Source organism: Neorhizobium sp. CSC1952, from assembly GCF_030378245.1.
Lineage (GTDB): Bacteria > Pseudomonadota > Alphaproteobacteria > Rhizobiales > Rhizobiaceae > Neorhizobium > Neorhizobium oryzae_A.
Map to the genome: position 1 here is coordinate 2,561,176 of NZ_CP128416.1, position 24,529 is coordinate 2,585,704.

Sequence of the window (24,529 nt, forward strand, 5' to 3'; positions counted from 1 at the left end):
GATGCTTTCTCCCACCCTCGATCTCATCGTCGCCAGCCGCCGCCGTCGTGCACGCCGGCATTCGCTTGTCGTCGTTATCCTTCTGGTTCTGGTGGTCGCGATCTTCGCCCTCACCCTGTCGCTCGGCCAGTCCTTCACGCCGGCGGGGGACGTCATCCGCGTGCTGTTCGGTGAAAATGTGCCGGGCGCGAGTTTTACCGTCGGCCAGCTCAGGCTGCCGCGGGCCGTGCTTTCGGTCCTTGCAGGCCTGAGCTTCGGGCTCGGCGGGGTGGCTTTCCAGATCATGCTGCGCAATCCGCTCGCCAGCCCGGACATCATCGGCATCAGCTGGGGAGCGAGCGCCGCCGCCGTGTTCGCCATCGTCGTCCTGTCGATGAAGGGTCCGGTCGTCTCCATCTTCGCCGTCGTGGCCGGCCTGGCCGTCGCGCTTCTGGTTTATGGTCTTTCATCCAAAAATGGGGTCGCCGGAACGCGGCTCATCCTTGTCGGGATCGGCGTTTCGGCGATGCTGGAAAGCTTCATCGCCTATATCCTCTCCCAGGCGCCGGCCTGGAACCTGCAGGAAGCGATCCGCTGGCTGACCGGCAGCGTCAACGGAGCGCAGCTTTCCCAGGCGGTTCCGCTTCTCCTGGCGCTTGCCGTGTTCGGCGGGCTGCTGCTGAGCCGTGCGCGCGACCTGGAGGCGCTACGGCTGGGAGAGGATACCGCCGCCGCCCTCGGCGTCCGGGTCCCGGCCACGCGCGTCATCATCATCGTTGCAGCCGTCGGCATGATCGCCTCGGCAACGGCCGTGACCGGCCCGGTCGCCTTCGTCGCCTTCCTGTCCGGGCCGATCGCCGCCCGCCTCGTGGGAAACAGCGGATCGCTGCTGATCCCCTCGGCCCTGGTCGGCGCGACGCTAGTGCTGGCGGGCGACTATATCGGCCAGTTCCTTCTCTCAAGCCGCTATCCGGTCGGCGTTGTGACCGGCGCGTTGGGCGCTCCCTACCTGATTTTCCTCATCGTGCGCGTCAACCGGACCGGAGGCTCGCTATGACCGCTCGCTCAGCCCACTCCCTGATCGCCAGCCGGCTTTCGGCCGGTTATGGCGACACGGAGATTTTGCACGAGCTCGATCTCGCCGTGCCGCCCGGCAGGATCACCGCCATCGTCGGCGCCAATGCCTGCGGCAAGTCCACTCTTCTGCGCACGATGTCCCGGCTCCTCTCGCCGCATCGGGGGCATGTGCTGCTGGACGGCAAGTCGATCCACCGGACGCCGCCGAGAGAGCTCGCCCGGACGTTGGGCCTGCTTCCCCAATCGCCGATCGCTCCCGAAGGCATAACCGTGGCCGACCTCGTCAGCCGGGGAAGGCATCCGCATCAGGGCCTGTTTTCCCGCTGGACGCGCAAGGATGACGAAGCGGTGGACGGCGCGCTCACCGCAACCAAAACCACGGAGCTCGCCGAACGTCCGGTGGACGAGCTTTCCGGCGGGCAACGCCAGCGGGTCTGGATTGCCATGGCGCTGGCGCAGCAGACGGAAATCCTGCTGCTGGACGAGCCGACGACATTTCTCGACATCAGCCACCAGGTCGAGGTACTCGATCTGCTGACCGATCTCAACCACGCGCGCGGCACCACCGTCGTCATGGTGCTGCATGATCTCAACCTTGCGGCCCGCTACGCAGACCATCTCGTCGCGATGGCAAAGGGGCGCGTGCACGTGTCCGGCAAGCCGGAAGACGTGCTGACGGAAGAGAATGTGCGGCAGGTCTTCGGCCTCGAAAGCCGCATCGTTACCGACCCCACTTCGGGCCGGCCGATCATGCTCCCGATCGGCAGGCACCGCATGACAACAGCGCAGGATTTCAAGGAGGACCGGCCATGAACGCGGTTCAGGAATTCAAACTCTCGGGCACTGCCATTCCGAAGGACGCGGTGCATATGCTTGGCGAAATCTGCGAGCACTTCGTCGAGCACGCCGAGGTCCAGCGAACCCAGGACGCTGCGCTGCTGAAGAGCAAGATCGGGACCGCGAGCATTCGCGTGCAGGACCGCCGGCTCCTGATCGAACTGGCCTGTCCGTCGGAAGAGGCGCTGCAGATGAGCCGCACCAGCATCGCGGAGCACCTGTTCTATTTTGCCGGAGACGATCCTCTCGAGCTCAGCTGGTCGGAAACCGCCGCGCTGGCCGTGCTGCCCAACATCCACGAAGCCACGGTCGTTTCCGCCGAGGACGTGACCCCGCACATGCGCAGGGTGAAGTTCGCCTCAGCCGACGTCACGCCGTTCATCGGCGGCGACATGCATGTCCGCCTCCTCATTCCGCCGAAGGGCAGGGCTCCGGTCTGGCCGGGACTGCGCGAGGATGGCCGCATCGCATGGCCGGAGGGCGAGGACGAACTTGTGGTTCGCGTCTATACGATCCGGGCCGTCGATATCGAAAGCCGGGAATTGTGGATCGATTTTCTGCAGCACCCGGCGCCCGGCGTCGAAACTCCCGGTGCCGACTTCGCCCGGGATGCGCAGCCGGGAGAACGGGTCGCGCTTCTTGGCCCGGGCGGCGGTAACCTCCCTTCGGCACGATCCATTCTTCTGGCCGGCGACGAAAGCGCACTTCCGGCGATTGCTCGGATTGCGGCCGAGGTGCCGCCGGGCACGCGCATGCAGGCGATCATAGAAGTGGAGGATGCGGCGGAAGAGCAGCCTCTTGCGTCGGCGGGTTCGCTCGACATCCGCTGGCTGCACCGGAGGAGTTATCCTTCCGGAGCGAAAGGCGTTCTTGCGGAAGAGACCAAAAAGGCGATTGCCGCCATCGATGACGAAACCTTTGTCTGGTTCGCCTGCGAAAAGGAAGACGTGCGGGCCATCCGCGCATTGCTGAAGAGCCGCCGGCACGACCGGAAGAACATGTATGTGGCGTGGTACTGGGAGCGGGATCCTGCCTGAACCGGTTTCGCTCAAGCAGCACAAGCCGCCGGCGGACCGGTTGGGCGCGCCGACTACAGATTGATGCTGCTGAGGTTCCGTGATTGCGACAGGGCGAGGAACAATCCCCGCCGCGTCACATCGTTGTGCTGTATCATGATCTTGCGCGCCGCGACGGGATCACGCGACCTGAGAACCTCCACGATCGCCTTGTGATCGTCGCGGGTCTCGTCGCTGACATCGCGCAGCCTTGCGCCGAGATAGAAGAACCGTTCGAGCTCGTCGATCTGCCGGCCCAGGATGTTGTACAGCCGCTCGTTGCCCGAGGCCTTGGCGATCGCCACATGAAAATCGCGATTCGCCTGGATGAAGCGTTTCAGGCTCGGCTGTTCCGAACGGTCGTATACGACCTCGGCGAGCTTCTGGAGCGATGCGATTTCCGCATCGGTAATCCGCTCACAGGCAAGCTCGGCTGCGCCCGCCTCCAGGATCGTTCGCAGGTCGAAGAGCTCGTTGAGGTCGCCGAACGTGATGGGAACCACCTGGTAGCCGCGGCGGGGGAAGGTTTTGACGAGGCCTTCCGAGCGGAGGGTCGCCAGTGCCTCGCGGACGGGCGTCTTGCTCACCTCGAACCGCTCGGCGAGCTCGGCTTCGGAAATCTCCTGTCCGGGTTCCAGAATGCATGTCAGTATTTCGGTGCGCAGCATCTGGTAGACGCGTTCGGTGAGGGATTCCGTTTTCTTCGATTTGCGGCGCGTCGCCAGGCGCTTTCCGTCGGCCGCCGCCTTCTTGGGCGCCGCATCGGTGGTGGAGACGTCACTCATAAACATTCCTCCCGCCGGCCCGCGTCCGGCGTTGCTGTGCTCGACCCGGGATGGGCTTTCGGGCTGCAGATTTCCGATTCAAACTGATATGTTCGATAGTATAGTTCAAGCCGGGTCCTGTCGGTAGCGCGGGCTTTCCGGTGGATAACGAGAGCCGGAAACGGAGGCCCTTATGCCACCGCGCTCGTTCCGCTGCATTTCTATGCTCCGATCCATCGGGATAGAAGCCGTGATGGTCTTTACGAAGCATGGGCGATCCGGGCAGACGAGCTCTTGGCATATCCCGTGATATATAACGCAATATGCATGCGCAATGGCGGACGGCCGTTATAGTGGTTTCCGCAGCAATGAGCGCGCTCAGAGAGAACGACGATGGAATCCGCAGGGTCTTTTACGCCGCAAACGGGTGCCGGCCGATCATTCCGCTGATCCCGACCGCAACGCTTCACGCAAGGCCGTAAGAGACGGCCGGCTTCGCGGCGCGATCCGACGCTCCGGGTGTCCAAATATGCGCTTGTAAATTATATTTCGTAATATATCTTTGATCCGAACAGGCATATGTCAACTCGAGGCGCCCGGCTTGCAGGACAGAGGATTTCCGAATGTACGGAATGATGATCGACCCGGTTGAGGCCTTTTCCCAGGACTATCGCACCGCGCGGGAACGGTTTCTCGAAAAGGCCGGGTGCGGGAAAGCCGATCTGCATCATTACGTGAACCCCAATAGCGGGCCGGATGGCGAGGAACTGGCGACGGATGTGGCGTGGTTCGGCCCTGCCGATGCCTCGAATGTACTGGTGCTGGTTTCCGCCACGCATGGCGTGGAAGGCTTTTGCGGGTCCGGCGCGCAGATCGATTGCATCGATTTCGGTCTTGCCGAGATCATGGACCAGGGCGTTGCGGTGATGATGGTGCACGCGCTGAATCCGCACGGCTTCGCCTGGCTGAGGCGGACGACCGAAGAAGGCGTCGATCTGAACCGCAACTGCATATTGTTCGAGAACGGCATTCCCGAAAACAGGGCTTATGACGAACTTGCCGATGCTTTCCTGCCGCGCAGTCTCGACGCTCAGTGCGTGGCGGCGGCACAGGAGAGGCTTGCGAAATGGCGCGCCGAGCACGGAGCCTTCGCCTTCGAGATGGCGCGCAGCAGCGGCCAGTACACCCATCCGGAAGGCTTTTATTATGGCGGCACCAGGCCAACCTGGTCGCTCCGGACCATGGAGCGCATCTGTGCCGATCATGCACTGGCCGATCGCGCCAACGTGGCCGTGATCGATTACCATACCGGTCTCGGCCCCTTCGGATACGGCGAGCCGATCTGCGGGCATCGCCCCGGTACGTCGGGGCAGATGCGTTGCCGCGCCTGGTATGGAGACAGTCTGGGAGAGCCGCTTCTCGGCAAGTCGTCGTCGGTGCCGATCGCCGGCCTGACCCAATATGCCTGGGCCCGCTTCGTGGGCGACGACAAGCTGACCTTCGTGGCGCTCGAATACGGTACCTTCCCCGCGGAAGAGGGGGCGGCTGCATTGCGCGACGATCATTGGCTGCATGCCTATGGAACGGTGGATTGGACTTCCGCCGAAACCCGGGCGATCAAGCGGGCGCTGCGGCGTTTCTACCATCCAGACACGGCGGATTGGAAGGGACTGGTTCTGCTTCGCAGCCGTCAGGTCATCGGCCAAGCCGTTGCAGGCATGACGGCCTGATTTCCCATTTTCATCACAATGCCTTGCGGCAGGTCAGGAAAATTATGACGCGAATTCTTGTGCTCAACCCCAACAGCTCGGTCAATGTCACGGAAAGCATGGACCGGGCCCTCGATGTCCTGCGCATTCCGGGAGCGCCGGAGATCGTCTGCGCGACATTGACGGGGACGCCTGCCGGCATCGAGACGCAGGAGGACGTGGAGTCCGTCGTGCTGCCGGTCCTCAACTATTTTCGGAAGAACGACGCGGATGCCTATGTGATCGGCTGCTTCTCCGATCCGGGCCTCGCCCTTTGCCGCGAAGCTCTGGGCAGACCGGTGCTGGGGATCGCGGAATCGGCTTACCAGGCCGCGACCGGACTGGCCGAGAGTTTCGGTGTCGTGTCGATCAAGAACGGTTCCATCGGGCGGCATCTGCGTGCGATCCGGATGCTCGGCCTCGAACACCGCCTCGCCGGAGACCGGGCACTGGACATGGGCGTCCTGGAAATGTCGCAGAAGGAGCGCGCCATCGAGCGCATCATCGAGGTGGGCACGCAGTTGCGCGACGAGGATGGCGCCGGCGTGCTGATCCTCGGCTGCGCCAGCATGGGCACCTACCGCCGTGAGATCGAGGAAGCGCTCGGCCTGCAGGTGGTCGATCCGGCGCAGGCGGCGGTCATGCGGGCAGAGAGCCTGCTTCGTCTCGGCTACACGAAGGCGGCATAGGAGGCGCAGGCATGTACGATTTGGTCCTTCGCGGAACGCTTGTCCTGCCGGACCGGACAGTTCAGGGCGGCTGGATTGCCGTTTCGGGTGAGAAGATCGCGGCGATCGGCGAGGGGGTACCCCCGGCCGCCTCGGTCTTCCGGGACGTGGGCGATGCGCTCGTCCTGCCCGGCTTCGTTGACGGCCAGACGCACGCGACCAGCTATAAGGGGTTGCCGGGGTTTGCCGCGACCAGCCGTTCGGCGCTTGCCGGCGGCATCACGACCATGGTCGACATGCCCTATGATAACCCCGACCCCCTCAACACCGTTGACCGCTTCGACCTGAAGGTCGCCGCCGTCAACGAGCATTCGAGCTGCGACGTGGCGCTCTATGCGACCATCGCGCCGGGGCAGGGGACCGCCGAGATGGCGCGGCTCGCCGCCAAGGGTGCCGTCGCCTTCAAGATATCCAGCATGGAAAGCCATCCGGTGAGATTTCCCCGGCTGCCGGCCAACGACATGCTCGACATCCTGGAAGCTTCCGTCGAAACGGGGCTGCCGGTCGGGCTCCACAACGAGGACCAGGAGATCGTGCGGGGCATGATCGCCCGCTTCAAGTCGCAGAACCGCATCACACCGGAATGGCACGAGCCGAGCAGGCCCGTGGTCGCCGAGATGGCCGCGACGGCCAATTTCCTGGAACTGGGAGCGGCGACCGGCGCGCATGTCCATATCGTGCATATCTCGCATCCGCGCGGTTACGATCTCGTTTCCCGCTACCGGGAAGAGGGCGTTCGGGCGACGGCGGAGCTCTGCGTTCATTATCTCCATTTCGATGCCGCTCGCGACATCGGGCGGCTGGGCGCGCGCATGAAGGTCAGCCCTCCCATACGGCCGGGCGTGCTGGACGACCTCTGGCACCGCCTCGACGAGGGAAAGGTGGATTTCATTTCGACCGACCATTCGAGCTGGCCGATCGACAACAAATATACGCCGTCGATTTTCGATGCGGGCGCGGGCATTCCGGGACTGGAGACGCTGGCTCCTTCATTCTATACGGATCTGAAGGCGAAGGGCCGGGCGCCGGAGCGGATCATGGCGGAATATCTGAGCGAAAAGCCTGCACGCTTCTTCGGCCTATGGCCGCAGAAGGGAGCGCTGACGATCGGCGCCGACGCCGACATGGCGGTGATGACGCCGGGGTCCTACCGTTTCGACGCCTCGCGCACTTTCGACGGCCTCAACTGGAGCCCCTATGATGGCGAGACGTTCGAGGCCAGGGTCACGATGACGGTGCTGCGCGGCAATATCGTATGGGACGGAAAGGACGTGCTGGCTCAACCGGGCGCCGGCCGCTTCATCGCAAGACTGCCCGACGCGAAACCGGTGGTGTGATGCTGCCGGAGACCTTCGAGCAATCCATCTGGTCGGCGCTTTCCAGGCCGGGGCCGGCTCTGCCCGTTCTGGAAGGGGATATGGCGGCCGACGTCGCTATCGTCGGCGCCGGCTTTCTTGGGCTTTCGGCCGCCCTGCATCTGGCTGAGCTCGGCGTCCGGACCGTGCTGCTCGAAGCCGATGTTCCGGGCTTCGGAGCGTCCGGCCGCAATACCGGCTTCGTCGTCCCGAGCCTCAAGACGGCGCTCGGCCCCGCCGATGTCGGCGCGTCGCTGGGCGAGGTCTTCGGCGAGCGCCTGGTGGATCTCGTCGGCATGTCCGGAGACATCGTTTTCGATCTCATCCGCCGTGTCGGCATCGAGTGCGACGCCGAGCAGAGCGGCTGGATGCAGCCCGCCCATACCGCGGCCATCGCCTCCGTCCTGGAGCGGCGGGTGGCGGAGTGGCAGCGGCGCGGGCGCGGCGTCGAGATGCTGGACGGCGCGGAAGTGGCACGCAGGACCGGTTCGACACGGTTTCACGGAGCCTTGTTCGTCCCCTCCGGCGGACAGCTGAACCCGCTCGCCTATGCGCGCGGGCTGGCCGGCGCCTGTCTCGATGCGGGTGTTTCCCTCTTTGCGGAGAGCCCCGTATCGAACATCGCACGGCGGGACGGAAAATGGCTGTTGAGCAGCCGGAAGGGCCGCGTGGAGGCCTCCCGCGTGTTTCTTGCCACCAATGCCCTGACGGGCCGTCTTGCTCCGGAACTCGACCGCAGCATCATACCGACCCGGGTTTTCCAGATCGCCAGCCAGCGTTTCGGCCCGGAAGAACAGGCGCGCATCCTGCCAACCCGTTCGCCGATCGCGGATACGCGCCGCCACACATTCGCGGTGCGCTGGTCGCCGGACGGGCGGCTGCTGACGGGCGGTCTGGTGCTGCCGGGGCCGAACCGCCTGAACCGGGCCGAGGCCGTGTTCACCAGGCGGCTCGAGGAGTTCTTTCCCGCTGCGGGGAATATGATCGCCGAACATGTCTGGACAGGCGTGATCGCCGCGACGCTGGACGCGCTGCCGCGGTTTCTCTCGCTCGCGCCCGGCCTCGACGCGGCGATCGGCTGCAATGGCCGTGGCGTGGCGCTGACGACTTCGCTCGGCCGGGAAATCGCGGGATTGCTGGCGGGCAGGGTGACGGCAGGTGAATTCGTCCTGCCTCACGTCAGGCCGAAAGCCGTGCCCATGCGCACCTTTGCGGAAGCCGCCCCTTATGTCTGGCTTGGCTGGAGCGAGTTCCGCGACCGCCGCGACCTGCGTGCGGCAGATACCTGATGCATTGAAGGATACGTGACGCCTCTCCATCACACGACATCGAGGCCGCTGTCCTCGACGGTTTCGAGGCTGCGGCTCGCGCTTTGATTTCCCACCCATCCCGCAACGCCATACGACAAGGAGACAGGCAAATGGGCGAAAAGATCGCATGGTCGAGACAAGAGGACGTGGCGCTCACCTGGGTCCATCCCGGACAGGAATTCAGCCACCGGCTGATCACCAAGAAACTTCACGGTTCCTCGATCTCGTTCCACATCACCACCTACATGCCGCATTTCGACGTGATGGTGGAAGGCGACGGCGTGCATGAGGTGATCCTCTATTGCCTGCACGGCTGGTCGCGGCAGATCGTCGAGGAAACCGGCGAGGAGCATATCTTCAAGCCCGGCGACGCGATGTATCTGCCGAAGAACTACCGCTACCGGCACATCATAGGCGAGGCGGGGCTGGTGATCGCGGTTGCTGCGAACCCCAGCAAGGAAGCCGGCGACATGTAAGGCCGCCGGCCGGCTTCCATCAGCGATGCGCGGAAGCGTAAGCCCGCTATGCCCTTTCACTTCGCGGCGACGACGCGGCGGAGTGATTTGAGGAGAGGAGCGCCAGAAAGCTCTTCGTGCGCGGATCGCGCGGGTCCTCAAACACTCTGGCGGCGCTGCCCTGCTCGATGATCCGCCCTTCGGCCATGATGACGACGCGATCGGCAACCGCGCGCGCAAATCCGATCTCGTGCGTCACCACGACCATCGTCATGCCCTGTCGCGCGAGATCGCGCATGGCGTCGAGTACATCCTTGACGCTTTCCGGATCGAGTGCGGAGGTCGGTTCATCGAACAGGATGGCGCTCGGTGCCATGGAGATCGCGCGTGCGATCGCGACGCGCTGTTTCTGGCCTCCCGAAAGCTGGCCGGGATAGCGATCGGCAAGCTGGCCGAGCCCGAAACGGGCGAGCAGCGCATCGGCACGCTCGCAGGCTTCCCGACGGGGTATCTTCAGCACTCGTTCGAGCCCGATGGTGATGTTTCGTCGAGCCGTCAGGTGTTCGAACAGATGAAAGCGCTGGAATACCATGCCCATGCGCCGGCGCTGGCGGTCGAGCTCGGCTTCCGCGACGGGTCGCCGCCGGCCGGCCGCATCGGTGGTGAAGCCCATCGGCTGGCCTTCGACCATCACCACGCCTTCGTCCGGTACCTCGATATGGTTCAGGCAGCGGAGGAGAGTCGACTTGCCGGATCCGGAAGGGCCGAGAACGGCGACGACCTGGCCCGAATGCACGGAGAAATCGACATGATCCAGTGCCAGCGTCGCTCCCAGCCGCTTGACGAGGCCCGATGCGGCAATCAATGGCGGCGTGTCCGGCACGTCTTCGGGTTCGCGGGCGACAGGCGGAGCGGTCCTGGCCGATGCCGCCGGTACGGGGGAGGGATCGACATTCCTCATGGTCCGTTGCCGGTTCGTCCGCTCCATGCGCCGCTCCAGGAGATATTGGCCGAGGGTTACGAGGCAGATGATCGCCATGTACCAGATCGCCGCGACCGTATAGATTTCCAGCGGGCGCGCGGTCGATTGTGCCAGTTGCTGGGAGGTCCGCAACAATTCGGCGAACGAGATGGCCGCCAGCAGCGAGGTGGCCTTGATCATGTAGCTGTAGTTGTTGCACAGCGGCGGCACGATGGCCCGCATGGCTTGCGGCATGACCACCAGGAAGAAGGTCGGCACCTTGCGAAAGCCGAGCGCCGCCGCGGCCTCGCGCTGTTCCTGCGGCACCGAAAGCAGGCCTGAGCGGACGATTTCCGCCATGCGGGCTCCCTCGTTGAGGGACAGGGCCAGAAGCCCGGTCGTCAAGACATTGAGCCTGATCCCCATCTGCGGCAGGGCTGCGTAGAAGAAGAGGATTTGGGCAAGAAGCGGCGTGCCCCGAAATACCCACAGGTAAAGGAAGGCGATGAAACGGGGCAGGCGGGCCTTGGCCATCATGGCCGGCGCCGTGGCGATCCCGATGAGCGTGCCGCAGAGCTGCGCCAGCGTGGCGACCCAAAGTGTCGTCCAAGCAGCCTTTGCGATGACCGGCGAGGCCAGGACCTGCAGGAACAGCGCCGAATCCCAGCTCGTCACGGCTCGATGGCCTCCTTCACAAGCGCGACATGGCCGGGGCGGGGCGGTTTTGCCGGATCGAGCACGTAACGGAACCCGCCCCGCTCTGCGCCGCCGATCGAAAAATCGAGCACGCTCGCAAAACCCGGGGCGGCCGCGATGACGTCATGCGTGGCGTTGACGATCGTGCAGGCTGCGCCGAACAGCGACCGTGCCGCCGGGACCAGGCTTGCCTTGATATGATGATCGCCGACGATCTCGATGCGATCGGCGACTTCCAGCCCATGATCTTCCGGCTCGTAATACATGACGAGCCGCATGGAAATCTTCGTCTCGCCGTCCTTCTTGCCTTCGCCGAACTGGGTGATGCCGATGACGCGGCCGGGTTCGATCATACCGAGTTCGGGGGTGCCGGAGTCCACCGGAAAGTCGGCGGTTGCCGTTTCCCAGCGCTCCTCGACCGTGTCTATGGCCATGTCCAGCCGCTCGGCGAGCTGGGCGATCGATTCCGGCATGCCCATATGGCCGACGATGCGGCCCGATGCGATCTTCTCCTCGAACTCCTTCGGCCAGAGCGCATAGCCGACGTGATCGATGTCCCCCGGCCCCGTGCCGGTCACGTCGATGGTGCGGCTTATGTCGATGCGGGTGACGCCGCAGGTGGCGCGCGCCAGCATCAGCGGCAGGCTGTCGAAGCTGAAGCCCGGATTGATGCCGACGCCCGTCACGGATACGCCCTTCGCGCGGGCGATCCGGTCGAGCCGTTGCGTGAACTCGCCATGACGCAGCCAGGGATGAAACATCGATTCCGCGGCGGAGATGACGTCGAGGCCTGCCTCCAGTATCTCCGAAAGCTGGGTCTCGATGGCTGCGGGGACGGACTCGGTCATATGATAGACCAGATGCACGGGCGCTTCGATGCCTGCCAGGCACTCGGCGAGAGTTCCCGCCACGACGATGCCTTCAAGAGCCGCATATCCGGGATAGAGTTCCGCAAGCGGGCGTCCGGCTTTGTCCGGAGCATGGTCTACTGCTCCGACCACCCGGATTGTCGGGTAGCCGCTGCGAAGCGCATCCAAAACGAGGGTGCCGAGTGCGCCGACGCCGTAGAGGATAACGTTGGCGGGCATGGGGCGGGCCTTTGGCATGGTATGTTCCGTTTCTGTCAGTGGGTCAGCGCCATGGGCGCATTCTGGGGGCGAGCCGTTCCACGGGAGGCGCGCGCCTCCAGCCAGTGCTGGACGATCATCCAGGCCGTGGTCATGGCGAGATAGTAGAGGGCGGCGACCGCATAGAGTTCGAGCGGCCGAAAGGTCTGGTTGATGGCGAGCGTCGTAACCCGCAGCAGCTCCTCGAACGAGATCACCGACAGGAGCGACGTGGTGCGCATCATGGATGTGAATTCGTTCCCGAAAGGGGGCAGGATGATCCGCACCGCCTGGGGCAGCAGGATCGAGCGCATGGTCCCGGCACGCGAGAAGCCCAGCGAGCGGGCCGCCTCGACCTGTCCCTTGTCGACGGAGTTCAGGCCCGCCTTGATGATCTCGGCCATATAGGCGGCACCGTAGAGGGACAGGCCAAGCACGCCGGCCTCGAGCACGGAGAGCCGCAACCCCAATTGCGGCAGCCCGAAATAGAAAAGCAGCAAGAGGACGAGCGGCGGCGTTCCGCGGAAGATGCCGATATAGAGCCGTGCGGGTGCCGACCAGACCGGTGACCCCCGCAGCCCCAATGCGACCAGGAAGCCGACCGCCGTGGCGAGAGCCTGACACAGGGTCGCCACGATGATCGTCGTCAAGGCACCGGCCATGATGCGCGGATCGAAGAGATAGGCCCAGAAGACCTCGAAATCCCAGGTCACGTCGCGACGCTCCGTTCAGTTCCGGTCGGCGGCCCGCTTTCGCCGGCCGCCCGATGCTTATTTGGCGTAGGCAAAGGAGGGCACTTCCGCGACGCCCCATTTTTTCAGGATTGTCGCATAGCTGCCGTCGGCCTTCATCGCTTCGAGACCTTTCACGAGCGCGTCGGCCAATGCCGTATTTTCCTTGAGCACGGCAAGCGCGAGCTGGTTCGAGCTATAGCCCTTGAAGGCGAGTTCGAAGCCGTCGTTCGTCCGGTTGATGAAGAAGGCCGCCTGCGGGTCGTTGAGATAGGCGGCTTCCGCCTGGCCGGAAACGACGGCCTGGATCGCATCCGCGTTGCTGTCGAAGGCCCGGATGTTGATGGCCGGCTTGCCGGCGGAGGCGAGTTTTGCGCTCTGTTCTTCGAGATGCTTGTTGGTCGTGCCGCCGGCGGCGACCGATACGGTCTTGCCGGAAAGCGTCGCGAAGCATGCCTCGTAGGTTTCGGGCTTGCCGCTCACGGCATCGCAGCCCCGGCCGAGCGGGCTGCCCTTGGCGACCATCAGGCCCTCGCCCCACTGGACGTAGGGAACCATGTTCATGATCTTGAGGCGGTCGGGATTGATGAAGATCGCCGTGCAGAGCCCGTCGAAGCGCTTGGCCTGCAGCCCCGGGACAAGGCCCGGAAAGGCGAGATTGGTCCATTCGATCTTCAGACCCATCTTGGCGGCGAGGGCGCCGCAAAGGTCGTAGTTGAGGCCGTCCATCGTTCCGTCGGGCTTGAGGAACTGGTTCGGCGCAGCGGCGAAATCGGCCGCCATGGAAAGCGTGCCGGGCGTCGACAACGCATCCTTTGGAAGCGCCTCCTCGGCGGACAGGGCAGACGCGGTGCCCAACACGGCCAAAGCCGCGATGGCCGTGGCAATAGCTTTCTTCAACATGCTGTTCCCTTTCTTTTTCGTCGTGATTTTCCGTATCGTTCCACAAAGCAAGCAGACTTGCAATTGTGATATTACGAGATATATCAGAAATATCTTCGTGGCGCATCGATCATGGTTTCGCCGCTCAGTTCCATTGAAGCATAAACAGGTCCACCGCCCAAAGGAGAAGCCAATGATGACCCTGGAAAAAGCGGTCGGCGTCTACGTGATCGCTCCGACGCCGTTCTTCCCCGACGCCACCATAGATTTCGTCTCCATCGACAGGCTCGTGGATGCCTATCGCGCCGCCGGCGCGACGGGGCTGACGGTTCTCGGAATGATGGGCGAGGCGGCGAAGCTCGAGGTGGCGGAGGCCGAGGCGGTCGCCGAGCGGTACATCAAGCGGGCGGAAGGCCTGCCCGTGGTCGTGGGGGTCTCGGCGCCGGGTTTCGCGTCGATGCGCTCCCTTTCCCGACGCGCGATGGATCTCGGCGCGGCCGGCGTCATGATCGCGCCGCCTCCGTCGCTGCGCACCGACGACCAGATCGTCGGCTATTACAGGAATGCCGTGGAGGCGATAGGCGACGACATCCCGTTCGTCATCCAGGACTTTCCGCTGGCGCTCGGGGTCGTGATGACGCCGGAGGTGATCCGGCGCATCGTTATGGACAATCCGTCCTGCTCCATGCTCAAGCATGAGGACTGGCCTGGCCTGGAAAAGATTTCGGTCCTGCGGGAGTACGAAAACCGGGGCAGCATGCGCCCGATCTCCATCCTGTGCGGCAACGGGGGACTGTTTCTGGACTTCGAGATGAGCCGCGGTGCCGATGGCGCCATGACCGGATACGCCTTTCCGGAAATGCTGGTCGATGTCGTGAATTATGCGAGGGCCGGAGATTTCGAAGCAGCCCACGACATATTCGACGCGCACCTGCCGCTGGTTCGCTACGAGCAGCAGCCCGGCGTGGGACTGGCCGTGCGCAAATACGTGATGAAGCGGCGGGGGCTGATTACGTCCGACACGCAGCGCGCGCCCGGCGGGAAGCTGAGCAGCAAGGCGATCGACGAGATCGAGCTGCTGCTCAGAAGACTGGCGATCCGCGATCCCCGCGCGGTTGTTGCGGCATCGGCGAGGTAAGGGCCATTCTCGGCCTGCCCGTCCAACACCGTGACGTTTCGTGATGCCGGGCGATTACTTCTGGCGGTACAGGATCATGCCGCCGTGATGGAGCACGCCGTCGATGAACTCGCCGTCGGCGGTGAAGCCCGTGTCGTCCCAGTAATCGATGTGATCGCCGCGGACCTCGTAACGCCCCCGATAGGCGCTCTCGCGATTGCCGCGGGCTTCGTCGTAGCGGCCGTTCGGCAGCAGGTTATGACGGACGTATCCGTCGGCCGTGATCCACATCCCCGCATAGGGATGGTTTTGCCGTGCGCCGGCGGATGTGACTGGTTGGTTGTTCATTTCGGCAGAAACCTTCGAAGTGATGATGACTGTGGTGCTGATGGCAATCGCGAGCGCGAAGTGTCGGAACCGGATCATGGCGAGGGGGCCTCATTTCCGGGGACTGTGTCCCGCCGTTCGGCAAACAGCTCGGAGAGCGTCTGCGAGGCCGAGATCGCCCGGGGAAAACCCGCAGGCACGGTGATCAGGTAGACGATCTCCTTCAGCTCTTCCTCGGATACGCCGATGTTGAGCGCATAGCCGGCGTGAACCTTCATGAAGGCCGTCTGGCCGGTCGCCGCAAAGGCTGCAACCGCCGCAAGCTGACGTGTGCGGTTGTCGAGGCCGGGCCGCGACCAGACATCGCCGAGTGCATAAGCCTCGGTCGCTTCGGCCAGGAAGGGAAACTCCTGGCGCATGCGCTCGAGCACCTGCTGGGGCTGGCCCTGGTTGAGGCTTCTGACAACCGCATCGCCCCGGTCCAGGCGCTCTTCGGTCGTGTTGGCCATGGCCGGTGCGGCTGCCGTTGCAACAAGCAGGGCGGTCGTCATGGCACGGAGGGGCATATGTCTGGTCATGCTGTTCTCCTCAGGTGGTGGCGGTTGGGCGGATGACGATCTCGTTGACATCGACATCGTCGGGCTGCTCGATCGCGAAGCGTACCGCGCGGGCGATGGCGTCCGGTTTGAGCGCGATAGCGCGATAGGTCTTCATCGCCTCTATGGCGACGGGATCGGTGATGGTGTCGGCGAGTTCGCTTTCGACGACGCCCGGATGGATGCAGGTCACGCGGAGCGTTTCATGCTCCTGGCGCAGCCCGTCGGAGATCGCGCGCACGGCATATTTGGTCGCGCAGTAGACAGCGGCCGTCGGCGAAACGGCGAGCGCTCCGATCGAGGCGATGTTGATGATGTGACCGGAACGGCGCTCTACCATCTCCGGAAGCACGGCGGCGATGCCATAGAGCACGCCCTTGATGTTGACGTCGATCATCCGGTCCCATTCCTCGACCTTCATCGACGCCATGAGCGACAGCGGCATCACACCGGCATTGTTTACGATCACATCCACACGGCCCCATGCGTCGCGCGCCGCATTGGCGAATGCGGCGACACTCTCGCGGTCGGTGACGTCCAATGGATGAGCCAGAACCGTCCCTCCGGCTTCGGTCAGTTCGCCTGCGAGGGCTTCCAGGCGCTCGATGCGCCGTGCGCCCAGCGCCACTTTCGCGCCGGCGGACGCAAGCTCCCGGGCGATGCCCGCCCCGATGCCGCTAGAGGCGCCTGTAATGAGTACGACTTTGCCGATGGGCATGGACTGGTCCTTTCATCATCGAAATTTGTGTTGCCCCGAATGTAGGCGGCGGGCATTGTTGCGATAAGTCATCATCTTCTTATCAGATTGGAAAGAGAGGCTAACCAATGGAGCCCGATCTCAATGCGCTCGCCGTCTTCGCCCTCGTGGCGGAGGAGCGGAGTTTTCGTGCAGCCGCGGTGCGGCTGGGCGTGACCCGCTCGGCGGTCAGCCAGACAATCCGGCGGCTCGAGGAGCGCCTGGAAATCGCGCTGGTCCTCAGGACTACCCGCAGCGTCAGCCTCACCGAAGCAGGGGAACGGCTCTATGAGAGGATCGCTCCCGCCGTCGCCGATATGCGGGTCGCGCTTGAAAGGACCGAGGCGTTGAAAGGGCGCCCGCGCGGACGCCTGCGGCTTGCCGTCTCGTCGATTGCCGAACGTTTTCTATCCGGTCCGTTTCTCGCTGACTTTCTTCAGGAGAATCCCGAGGTGGACCTCGACATAACCGTGACGGACGAGGATTTCGATATCGTCGCGGAAGGATATGACGCCGGCGTGCGCCTGGGAGAGGTCATCGCGCAGGACATGATTGCCGTTTCGGTTGCGGGAGATGAGCGGCAATTGGCCGTCTGCGCGCCGTCTTATATCGACCGGCGCGGAATGCCGTCGCATCCGGCCGAACTCGCATCCCATTCCTGCATCGGCTGGCGCCCTTCGCCGAAATCCGCTCCCTACCGGTGGGAATTTGCCGAAGGGGGCAAGGAATTCAGCGTCGCGGTCGGGCCGAAAGTCGCCACAAACGATATGGCGCTGATGATCAAGCTGGCGGTCGCCGGTGCGGGCATCACCTTCGGAATGGAGGAAAGTTTTCGCCCATGGATCGAGCGGGGCGAACTGGTGCCCGTCCTGGAGGATTACTGCCCCTTTTTCGCGGGTTTCTATCTTTACTATCCCAGCCGCCGGAATGCGGCCCCGAAGCTTCGCGCGCTTGTCGATCACGTGCGGAACTCCGGGCGCGGCTACCGTTGAAATCAAGCCAGGTTCGAGCCCGTTGTGCCCTATGCTGAAGCTGTCAGGCCGCAACCGGCTGGGACGGCGTTTTGGCGCCCGTCATGAAGGCGACGGCGTCGGACATCGTGTATTCCTTGGGATCGATGACGGTCAGCCGCCTTCCAAGCCGATGGATGTGGATGCGGTCCGCGACCTCGAAGACATGCGGCATGTTGTGGGAAATCAGCACGATCGGGATGCCGCGCGAGCGCACATCGAGGATGAGCTCGAGCACACGGCGGCTTTCCTTGACCCCGAGGGCGGCGGTCGGCTCGTCGAGGATGATGACCTTGGAGCCGAAGGCCGCGGCGCGTGCCACCGCGACGCCCTGGCGCTGGCCGCCGGAGAGGGTCTCCACCGCCTGGTTGATGTTCTGGATCGTCATCAGGCCGAGTTCCGAAAGCTTCGACCGGGCGAATTTCTCCATCGCTCCGTGGTCGAGCTTGCGGAAGAATTTGCCCATGAAGCCCGGCTTCCGGATCTCCCGGCCGAGAAACATGTTGTCGGCGATCGACAATGCCGGCGAAAGCGCCAGGTTCTGGTAGACGGTCTCGATGCCGGCTTCGCGTGCCTCGATCGGCGACTTGAAATGCACCGGCCGGCCTTCCAGCGTGATCTCGCCTTCGTCCGGCCGGACGGCGCCGGATATTGCCTTGATCAGCGAGGACTTGCCGGCGCCGTTGTCGCCGATCACGGCGAGGATTTCGCCGGGATAGAGATCGAAGTCGGCATTGTCGAGGGCGGTCACGCGGCCGTAGCGCTTGACGAGACCCCGAGCGGCGAGAATGGGTTGCATGTTCGCTTCCTGGGCCATCAGCCGGCTGCCTTTCTGATCCATTGATCGATCGCGACGGCGGCGATGATCAGCACACCGATCAGAAGATAAGTCCATTGCACGTCTGTGCCGAGCAGCCTGAGGCCCAGCGAGAAGACGCCGACGATCAGCGCACCGAACATCATGCCGAGGATCGAGCCACGGCCGCCGAAGAGCGATATGCCGCCGATCACCACGGCGGTGATGGATTCGATGTTGGCGAACTGGCCAGCCGTCGGCGAAACCGAACCGATGCGGCCGATCAGCGCCCAGCCCGCGAGCGCGCAGATGACGCCGGACAGAACGTAGACCGAGATCAGCATGCGCTTCACGTTGACGCCGGAAAGCTCGGCTGCTTCCGGATCGTCGCCGACGGCGTAGAGATGCCGGCCCCAGGCGGTGTGGTTGAGGACGTACCAGAGCAGCATCACCAAGAGCACCATGGTAATGACGCCGTAGGTGAACACCGCCCCTCCGACGCGGAACGTGTTGCCGAAGAATTGCAGGATCGGCGCCGTCGCCTCGATTTCCTGCGCCCGGATCGTCTCGTTGGCCGAATAGAGGAAGTTCGACGCCAGCACGATCTGCCACATGCCGAGCGTGACGATGAAGGGCGGCAGCTTCATGCGCGCCACCAGCACGCCGTTGATATAGCCGCACAGTGCTCCCACGGCAAAACCGCAGAGAATGGCGATCTCCGGGGGGAAGCCGTAGCGGAAGACGAACTGGCCCATGACGACCGAGGAGAGCACCATCATCGCGCCGACCGAGAGATCGATGCCGGCCGTCATGATGACCAGCGTCTGGGCGGCGCCGACGATGCCGGTAATCGCCACCTGCTGCAGGATCAATGTCAGCGAAAAGGCTGAGAAGAACTTTGTGCCGAGCAGGGCGCCGAAGACGATCAGGGCGGCGACCAACACGATCAGCGAGACCGCCGAAGGGCTGGTGTGCAGGAAATGCCGGAATCTCTGGACGAGGGTCTTGTCGTCGGTGTCGAAAGAGGCGACCTCCGTCGCACTGTCCTTCAATACCTTTTCATAGTCATGATGCGGCGCAGCCGCCGTTGGCTCGCTCATGGAAATTCCTCCGCATGAAATCCCGCTCCCACGGGGCCGCCAGCCGGACATCCGATCCGGAAGAGGGCCGATCCGGGGCAGGGCTTTTGCAGGCTACACCTTATCCGATGCGCCGCCAAAATTTAGACTGCGGCGGGGACGGCATTCCGTCCCCACCCCTTTTGTCAGAGCATCATCAGCCCCAGCACTTGCCGAGACCTTCCTTCGTGTCGATCGACTGGATCCCCGAAACGGGCTTGTCGGTGACGAGCGTCACGCCGGTATCGAAGAAGTCCTTGCCGCTGGTCGGCTTCGGCTTTTCGCCGCTGTCGGCGAATTTCTTGATCGCTTCGATGCCGAGGGCCGCCATCTGCAGCGGGTATTGCTGCGAGGTTGCGCCGATGATGCCTTCGGCGACATTCTTGACCCCCGGGCAGCCGCCGTCGATCGAGACGATCAGCACGTCCTTTTCACGGCCGACCGCCTTCAGGGCCTGATAGGCGCCCGCCGCGGCAGGCTCGTTGATGGTGTGGACGACATTGATGGTCGGGTCCTTCTGGAGAAGGTTTTCCATCGCGGTACGGCCGCCTTCCTCGTTGCCGTTTGTGACGTCGTGGCCGACGATGCGCGGGTCATCCTCGTCGCCGATCTTGTTCGGGTCCTTCACGTCGATGCCGAAGCCCATCATGAAGCCCTGGTCGCGGAGCACGTCGACGGAGGGCTGGGAGGGCGTGAGATCGAGGAAAGCGACCTTGGCGTCCTCGGCCTCGTCGCCGAGCGTCTCCTTGGCCCATTGGCCGATCAGCTTGCCGGCGAGCAGATTGTCGGTGGCGAAGGTCATATCGGCAGCGTCGATCGGCTCAAGCGGCGTATCGAGCGCGATGACCAGGATGCCGGCATCGCGCGCCTTCTTGATGTTCGGCACGATGCCCTTGGTGTCGGAGGCCGTGATGAGAATGCCCTTGGCGCCGTCGGCGATGCAGGTCTCGATTGCGGCGACCTGACTTTCGCTGTCGCCGTCGATCTTGCCGGCATAGGATTTCAGCGTCACGCCGAGTTCCTTGGCCTTGGCGGTCGCGCCTTCCTTCATCTTGACGAAGAATGGGTTCGTATCGGTCTTGGTGATCAGGCAGGCCGATGTATCCGCAGCCTCGGCCGGTGCGGAAAAAGCGACGCCGAGGGCAAGCGCGCCGAATGCGGCGGAAAGTACGGTTTTCTTCATGGTCTCCTCCCGAGAGTGAAATCTGTCCGTCATGCGGATCAGCAGGTGGAACACAGGTGCCATCGAATTCGGCAGATGCCTCCTCCAAGGTCGTCCGTGCCTGCATGCCCATTAAGAACGAGTTCAAATTGGCTGTCAATAATTAATTCCGATTGAATTATTTATCGACCATGGCATAGTCTGCCGCCTGAAGTGGAATTCCCATGCCGGCTGCGCCGCTTGCGCTTCGCTCCGAGATATCCGAAAAGCGTCGGGCTCTTGCGAAGCGGTATCGCGCCGGGAAGGATTTCTGGGAGGAAGGCCGATGTCGGTATCGGATGGCGTGGCGCCGGGTCATGCGCCGCTGGGCAATTTCACCGGCGGCTCGAACCAGGTGCGGGTGAGGGCGTATAATGAGCGCTTCGTGCTTTCGCTGGTGCGGCTCAACGGCTCCATGTCGAAGGCGGACATCACCCGCCGGAGCGGACTTTCGGCGCAGACCGTTTCCGTCATTATGCGCGCGCTCGAAAAGGACGGGCTGCTTCTGCGCGGCGAACCGGTACGCGGACGGGTCGGTCAGCCTTCGGTGCCGATGCGGCTCAATCCCGACGCGGTCTATTCCTTCGGCGTGAAGATCGGCCGGCGCAGCGCCGACCTCGTGCTGATGGATTTCGTCGGCCGCATCCGGCTGCAATACCACGAGATCTACGCCTATCCGGTGCCGGAGAAAATCATCGACATCATCACGTCCGGCATCGACCGGCTGGAGGGGCAACTGGACGAGGTGCAGCAAGGCCGGATCGCCGGGATCGGCATTGCCGCGCCGTTCGAACTCTGGAACTGGGCGGACGAGGTCGGCGCGCCGCAGGGCGCGATGGACGCCTGGCGCGGCGTGGATCTGCAGGCGGAGATCGCAAGCCGCGTCCGTCACGCCGTTTACCTGCAGAACGACGCCACGAGCGCCTGCGGGGCGGAGCTGGTGTTCGGGGTCGGGCCTGCCTATCCGGATTTCGTCTATTTCTTCATCGGCTCCTTCGTCGGAGGCGGCATCGTGCTCAATTCGGCGATCTTTTCCGGCCGCACGGGAACCGCCGGCGCGGTGGGGCCGCTTCCCGTGCGCGGCAAGGACGGAGAGACGCGCCAGCTGCTCGACATCGCCTCGATCTTCGTCCTCGAAAACCTTTTGAGGGAACGGAACATCGATCCGCAGCCGCTCTGGTATTCCGCCGACGACTGGATCGATTTCGGCGAGCCGCTCGACCTTTGGATCCTCGAAACCGCCAATGCTCTCGCGCAGGCGATCGTCGCGGCGGCTTCCATCATCGACTTCGGCGCGGCGGTGATCGACGGCGGTTTTCCGGCCTGGGTGCGCAAACGCATCGTGGCCTCGACCATCGAGGCCGTATCCCGGCTCGATCTTCAGGGTGTGATCATTCCCGACATCATCGAAGGCAAGGTCGGCTCGCATGCCCGGGCGATCGGCGGGGCGAGCCTGCCGATTTTCGCGAAATATCTCACCGATCAGAGCGTGCTTTTCAAAGAGGTGCGCGACGACCTTTCCTCATGACCGGCGAACGTCTCAGTCACTGCGGGTCTGCGGTTCGTGTTGCTACAGAATACCTTGTCATCTTACATACGCTATCGGAGAGGCGTCGCCTCAAGCCGTCGGCAACTGATTGCCGTACGGCTCTTGAGCCGTGTTTGATCGCATACGAAATGCCGTGGAGCAGACGATATGGTGCCTTTCGAGAGGGTCCCGACCGGTGATGAGAGGCAGGAAAGCCGGCAGAAGCACGTCATCGACACCCTGCGCGCCTGGGTCGTCGATGGAAAGATCGGTCCGGACGAGAAGCTCTCCGAAGCCAGTCTCGCGGAGGCCCTGGGGGTTTCCCGCACGCCGATCCGCACAGCTCTGGCCATTCTGGTCGAGGAAGGCGTTCTCGAGCGAACCGGGCCTCGCGGCTATCGCGTCAGGACCTACAAGGTCGCGGAGGTGAAGGAGGCGATCGAGCTTCGGTCGATCATCGAGGCTTATGCCGCCAAAAGGATCGCCGCCGCCGGTCCCTCGCCGAAACTGGTTGCCGACCTCAAGGCTTGTCTTCTGGAGGGCGACGAGATTTTCAGCTCCAATGCAGATCCGCAGGAGCGGGAAGCCCGTTATGCGCGGATGAACGCGCGATTCCACGGCCTCATCCTGGAAGCGGCCGGCGTCAGCATCGTCCCGCAGATCATCTCGTTGCTGGACCGCGTCCCGTTCGGCGCTCCTGGCGCCATACGGTTCGACGACATCGCCAAGAGCGATCGCATCCAGCACCTGCACCAGGCGCACTGGCAGCATCACCATATGGTCCTGGCGCTGATCGCCAGGGATGTGTCCCGTGTCGGCCGGCTGTTCCAGGAACACGGGGAAGGCGTCAAGATCAGCCTCGGCCTCAGTCCGGGCCCTTTCAACCTTGGGCCATCCCGCCTGCTTCCCATCGTCGATCCGGGGGCGGGCGCGTCCAATATCGACGAATTCCTTCAGGACAAGGACAAGCAATCGTAAAGTTTGCATCCAAACTATACGTTAATGCAATTAGTTTGCATTAAATCCGCCTATTTCCGCCGTCTAATTTCGTTATTGTATCCCAAATGGAAATGTCGTAGCCTGCCGGTGCAGGTGACGGTGAGAGGTGCCTGCGGGAGGAATACGATCTCGATCTGCGAATATCCGTGGTTGCGCGAGCAGCCGCAACGAAGAGCTATGTCTTGAACATTGAGGGGAGGAGACCTCATGGAATTTCCAGGCAGATTCAAACATTTCGTCGGTATGGCGTGTTTCGCCGCGGGCATGGCCCTGTCGGCCGAGGCTATGGCGGACACGATCAAGGTCGGCATCCTCGGCTCGTTTTCCGGCCCTTACGCCTCCTGGGGCGTGCAGTTCCGCAACGCGCTCGATCTCTATCAGGAGCAGCATCAGAGCAAGGCCGCCGGCCATGACGTCGAGCTGATCTATCGCGACGTCGGCGGCAACGAACCGGCCCGCGCCAAGCAGCTCGCGCAGGAACTCGTCGTGCGCGACGGCGTGCAGTATATCATCGGGCTTGAATTCACGCCGACCATCCTGGCGGTCGCCGATATCGCCACGGAAGCGGAAGTCCCGATCATCAATCTCAATTCGGGCACATCGTCCGTGACACGTGCCTCGGAATTCCTGACGCGTACCGGTTTCACCCAGTGGCAGGTGGCGGCACCGGCGGGCGAATATGCTTTCGACCAGGGCAAGAAGACCGCCGTCATCGTCTCGGCCGACTATGCCCCCGGCAAGGATGCGCTCGATTCCTTCCGCTACGGTTTCGAGAAGAAGGGCGGAAAGATCCTTGAAGAGATCAAGGTGCCGCTCGGCACGACGGATTTCTCGACCTACCTGCTCCGCATCCAGGAAGCCAAGCCGGATGTGGCTCTCGTCTTCATGCCGGTCGGACCAATGTCCGTCGGGTTCCTCAAGGCCTATGTAGATCGCGGCCTCCTGAAGGCGGGGATCGACGTCTATGTGGGCGCCGAGGTGCAGGAGACCGACCTTCCGGCGCTGGGTGACGCCGCCGTCGGCATCCATTCGGTCTTCACCTACAGTCCCTATCAGGACAATCCGGAAAACACGGCCTTCGTCGAGGCGCTGACGAAGAAATACGGTGCGAAGGGCCTGCCCAATCTCGCGACCGTCGCCGCCTATGACGGCCTCGCGCTCGTCTATCACATGATCGAGGCGACGAAGGGCGAAAAGGACGGGACGGCTGCGATGGACAGCATCAAGGGTCTGACGATCCAGAGCCCGCGCGGCCCGGTCACCATCGACGCAAAGACGCGCGACATCATCCAGAACGTCTATCTGAGGGTGGTCGAGAAGCGGGCCGACGGCGTGCTCTACAACAAGACGCTCGCCACCCAGGAGGCGGTGAAGGACCCCTGGAAGGAGCTCAATCCGGAATAGTAGGGCCGGCCGG

24 protein-coding genes are annotated in these 24,529 nt (G+C 63.5%); 13 read left to right on the forward strand and 11 right to left on the reverse strand.

Annotated features, from left to right (window positions below; all coding sequences use genetic code 11):
- The first annotated feature begins 1 nt into the window (after position 1).
- From QTA58_RS12510 to QTA58_RS12520, 3 genes are read left to right on the forward strand one after another with little or no spacing between them, the layout of a single operon-like run.
- Positions 2-1,036 carry an iron ABC transporter permease gene (locus QTA58_RS12510; RefSeq protein ID WP_289669071.1) on the forward strand — a complete coding sequence of 345 codons (1,035 nt, stop codon included), beginning with the start codon at positions 2-4 and terminating at the stop codon, positions 1,034-1,036.
- Positions 1,033-1,869: an ABC transporter ATP-binding protein gene (locus QTA58_RS12515; protein ID WP_289669072.1), complete on the forward strand. Its 837-nt coding sequence runs from the start codon at positions 1,033-1,035 to the stop codon at positions 1,867-1,869. The genes QTA58_RS12510 and QTA58_RS12515 overlap by 4 nt, the downstream gene beginning before the upstream one ends.
- Positions 1,866-2,930 (forward strand): DUF2218 domain-containing protein, encoded by a 1,065-nt coding sequence (locus QTA58_RS12520; RefSeq protein WP_289669073.1) that lies wholly within the window; start codon positions 1,866-1,868, stop codon positions 2,928-2,930. The genes QTA58_RS12515 and QTA58_RS12520 overlap by 4 nt, the downstream gene beginning before the upstream one ends.
- Positions 2,931-2,983: 53 nt before the next feature.
- On the opposite strand, the gene QTA58_RS12525 is transcribed toward QTA58_RS12520, so the two are convergent.
- Positions 2,984-3,733: a GntR family transcriptional regulator gene (locus tag QTA58_RS12525; RefSeq protein WP_289669074.1), complete on the reverse strand. Its 750-nt coding sequence runs from the start codon at positions 3,731-3,733 to the stop codon at positions 2,984-2,986.
- 602 nt (positions 3,734-4,335) lie between these two features.
- Between QTA58_RS12525 and QTA58_RS12530 the strand changes: the two genes are divergently transcribed.
- From QTA58_RS12530 to QTA58_RS12550, 5 genes are all read left to right on the forward strand, one after another.
- Positions 4,336-5,442: a M14 family metallopeptidase gene (locus QTA58_RS12530; RefSeq protein ID WP_289669075.1), complete on the forward strand. Its 1,107-nt coding sequence runs from the start codon at positions 4,336-4,338 to the stop codon at positions 5,440-5,442.
- Between the two features lie 44 nt (positions 5,443-5,486).
- Positions 5,487-6,149 carry an aspartate/glutamate racemase family protein gene (locus tag QTA58_RS12535; RefSeq protein ID WP_289669076.1) on the forward strand — a complete coding sequence of 221 codons (663 nt, stop codon included), beginning with the start codon at positions 5,487-5,489 and terminating at the stop codon, positions 6,147-6,149.
- Between the two features lie 11 nt (positions 6,150-6,160).
- Positions 6,161-7,525, forward strand: coding sequence for a dihydroorotase family protein (locus QTA58_RS12540; protein WP_289669077.1), 1,365 nt, complete (start codon positions 6,161-6,163; stop codon positions 7,523-7,525).
- Positions 7,525-8,832, forward strand: a complete 1,308-nt coding sequence (locus QTA58_RS12545; protein WP_289669078.1) for an FAD-dependent oxidoreductase — start codon at positions 7,525-7,527, stop codon at positions 8,830-8,832. Before QTA58_RS12540 ends, QTA58_RS12545 begins: the two co-directional genes overlap by 1 nt.
- A gap of 131 nt (positions 8,833-8,963) precedes the next feature.
- A complete protein-coding gene (locus QTA58_RS12550) occupies positions 8,964-9,329 on the forward strand; it encodes a hypothetical protein (RefSeq protein WP_085420656.1) in 366 nt (121 codons plus the stop codon).
- A gap of 46 nt (positions 9,330-9,375) precedes the next feature.
- On the opposite strand, the gene QTA58_RS12555 is transcribed toward QTA58_RS12550, so the two are convergent.
- From QTA58_RS12555 to QTA58_RS12570, 4 genes are read right to left on the reverse strand one after another with little or no spacing between them, the layout of a single operon-like run.
- Complete coding sequence (locus QTA58_RS12555) at positions 9,376-10,944, reverse strand: amino acid ABC transporter permease/ATP-binding protein (RefSeq protein ID WP_289669079.1); 1,569 nt, start codon at positions 10,942-10,944, stop codon at positions 9,376-9,378.
- Positions 10,941-12,071, reverse strand: coding sequence for a hypothetical protein (locus QTA58_RS12560; RefSeq protein ID WP_289669080.1), 1,131 nt, complete (start codon positions 12,069-12,071; stop codon positions 10,941-10,943). The genes QTA58_RS12555 and QTA58_RS12560 overlap by 4 nt, the downstream gene beginning before the upstream one ends.
- Positions 12,072-12,088: 17 nt before the next feature.
- Positions 12,089-12,784: an amino acid ABC transporter permease gene (locus tag QTA58_RS12565; protein ID WP_234810895.1), complete on the reverse strand. Its 696-nt coding sequence runs from the start codon at positions 12,782-12,784 to the stop codon at positions 12,089-12,091.
- 57 nt (positions 12,785-12,841) lie between these two features.
- Positions 12,842-13,705, reverse strand: a complete 864-nt coding sequence (locus tag QTA58_RS12570; protein WP_085420653.1) for an ABC transporter substrate-binding protein — start codon at positions 13,703-13,705, stop codon at positions 12,842-12,844.
- Positions 13,706-13,880: 175 nt separating this feature from the next.
- Here QTA58_RS12570 and QTA58_RS12575 point away from each other — a divergent pair, with 175 nt between their 5' ends.
- Positions 13,881-14,822, forward strand: a complete 942-nt coding sequence (locus tag QTA58_RS12575; protein WP_289673152.1) for a dihydrodipicolinate synthase family protein — start codon at positions 13,881-13,883, stop codon at positions 14,820-14,822.
- Between the two features lie 54 nt (positions 14,823-14,876).
- Here the strand turns inward: QTA58_RS12575 and QTA58_RS12580 are convergent, their stop codons facing one another.
- The 3 genes from QTA58_RS12580 to QTA58_RS12590 all read right to left on the reverse strand — a co-directional run bounded on the left by QTA58_RS12580 (position 14,877) and on the right by QTA58_RS12590 (position 16,442).
- Entirely contained in the window at positions 14,877-15,149 is a 273-nt protein-coding gene (locus QTA58_RS12580; protein ID WP_289669081.1) for an Atu4866 domain-containing protein, read from the reverse strand.
- Between the two features lie 74 nt (positions 15,150-15,223).
- Entirely contained in the window at positions 15,224-15,679 is a 456-nt protein-coding gene (locus QTA58_RS12585; protein ID WP_234810941.1) for a carboxymuconolactone decarboxylase family protein, read from the reverse strand.
- Positions 15,680-15,716: 37 nt separating this feature from the next.
- Entirely contained in the window at positions 15,717-16,442 is a 726-nt protein-coding gene (locus QTA58_RS12590) for an SDR family oxidoreductase (protein ID WP_085420650.1), read from the reverse strand.
- Between the two features lie 107 nt (positions 16,443-16,549).
- On the opposite strand from QTA58_RS12590, the gene QTA58_RS12595 reads away from it, so the two are divergent.
- A complete protein-coding gene (locus QTA58_RS12595; RefSeq protein WP_289669083.1) occupies positions 16,550-17,452 on the forward strand; it encodes a LysR family transcriptional regulator in 903 nt (300 codons plus the stop codon).
- A 43-nt stretch (positions 17,453-17,495) separates the two neighbouring features.
- On the opposite strand, the gene QTA58_RS12600 is transcribed toward QTA58_RS12595, so the two are convergent.
- The 3 genes from QTA58_RS12600 to QTA58_RS12610 all read right to left on the reverse strand — a co-directional run bounded on the left by QTA58_RS12600 (position 17,496) and on the right by QTA58_RS12610 (position 20,567).
- On the reverse strand, positions 17,496-18,287 hold the full coding sequence (locus QTA58_RS12600) for an ATP-binding cassette domain-containing protein (protein ID WP_085420822.1): 792 nt from the start codon (positions 18,285-18,287) through the stop codon (positions 17,496-17,498).
- A complete protein-coding gene (locus QTA58_RS12605; RefSeq protein ID WP_085420648.1) occupies positions 18,287-19,366 on the reverse strand; it encodes an ABC transporter permease in 1,080 nt (359 codons plus the stop codon). The genes QTA58_RS12600 and QTA58_RS12605 overlap by 1 nt, the downstream gene beginning before the upstream one ends.
- A gap of 175 nt (positions 19,367-19,541) precedes the next feature.
- Positions 19,542-20,567: a sugar ABC transporter substrate-binding protein gene (locus QTA58_RS12610; protein WP_085420647.1), complete on the reverse strand. Its 1,026-nt coding sequence runs from the start codon at positions 20,565-20,567 to the stop codon at positions 19,542-19,544.
- A gap of 304 nt (positions 20,568-20,871) precedes the next feature.
- On the opposite strand from QTA58_RS12610, the gene QTA58_RS12615 reads away from it, so the two are divergent.
- The 3 genes from QTA58_RS12615 to QTA58_RS12625 all read left to right on the forward strand — a co-directional run bounded on the left by QTA58_RS12615 (position 20,872) and on the right by QTA58_RS12625 (position 24,516).
- Complete coding sequence (locus QTA58_RS12615; RefSeq protein WP_289669084.1) at positions 20,872-22,113, forward strand: ROK family transcriptional regulator; 1,242 nt, start codon at positions 20,872-20,874, stop codon at positions 22,111-22,113.
- A 168-nt stretch (positions 22,114-22,281) separates the two neighbouring features.
- Positions 22,282-23,091, forward strand: a complete 810-nt coding sequence (locus QTA58_RS12620) for a GntR family transcriptional regulator (protein ID WP_289669085.1) — start codon at positions 22,282-22,284, stop codon at positions 23,089-23,091.
- 228 nt (positions 23,092-23,319) lie between these two features.
- Entirely contained in the window at positions 23,320-24,516 is a 1,197-nt protein-coding gene (locus tag QTA58_RS12625) for an ABC transporter substrate-binding protein (RefSeq protein ID WP_289669086.1), read from the forward strand.
- The last annotated feature ends 13 nt before the right edge of the window (positions 24,517-24,529 follow it).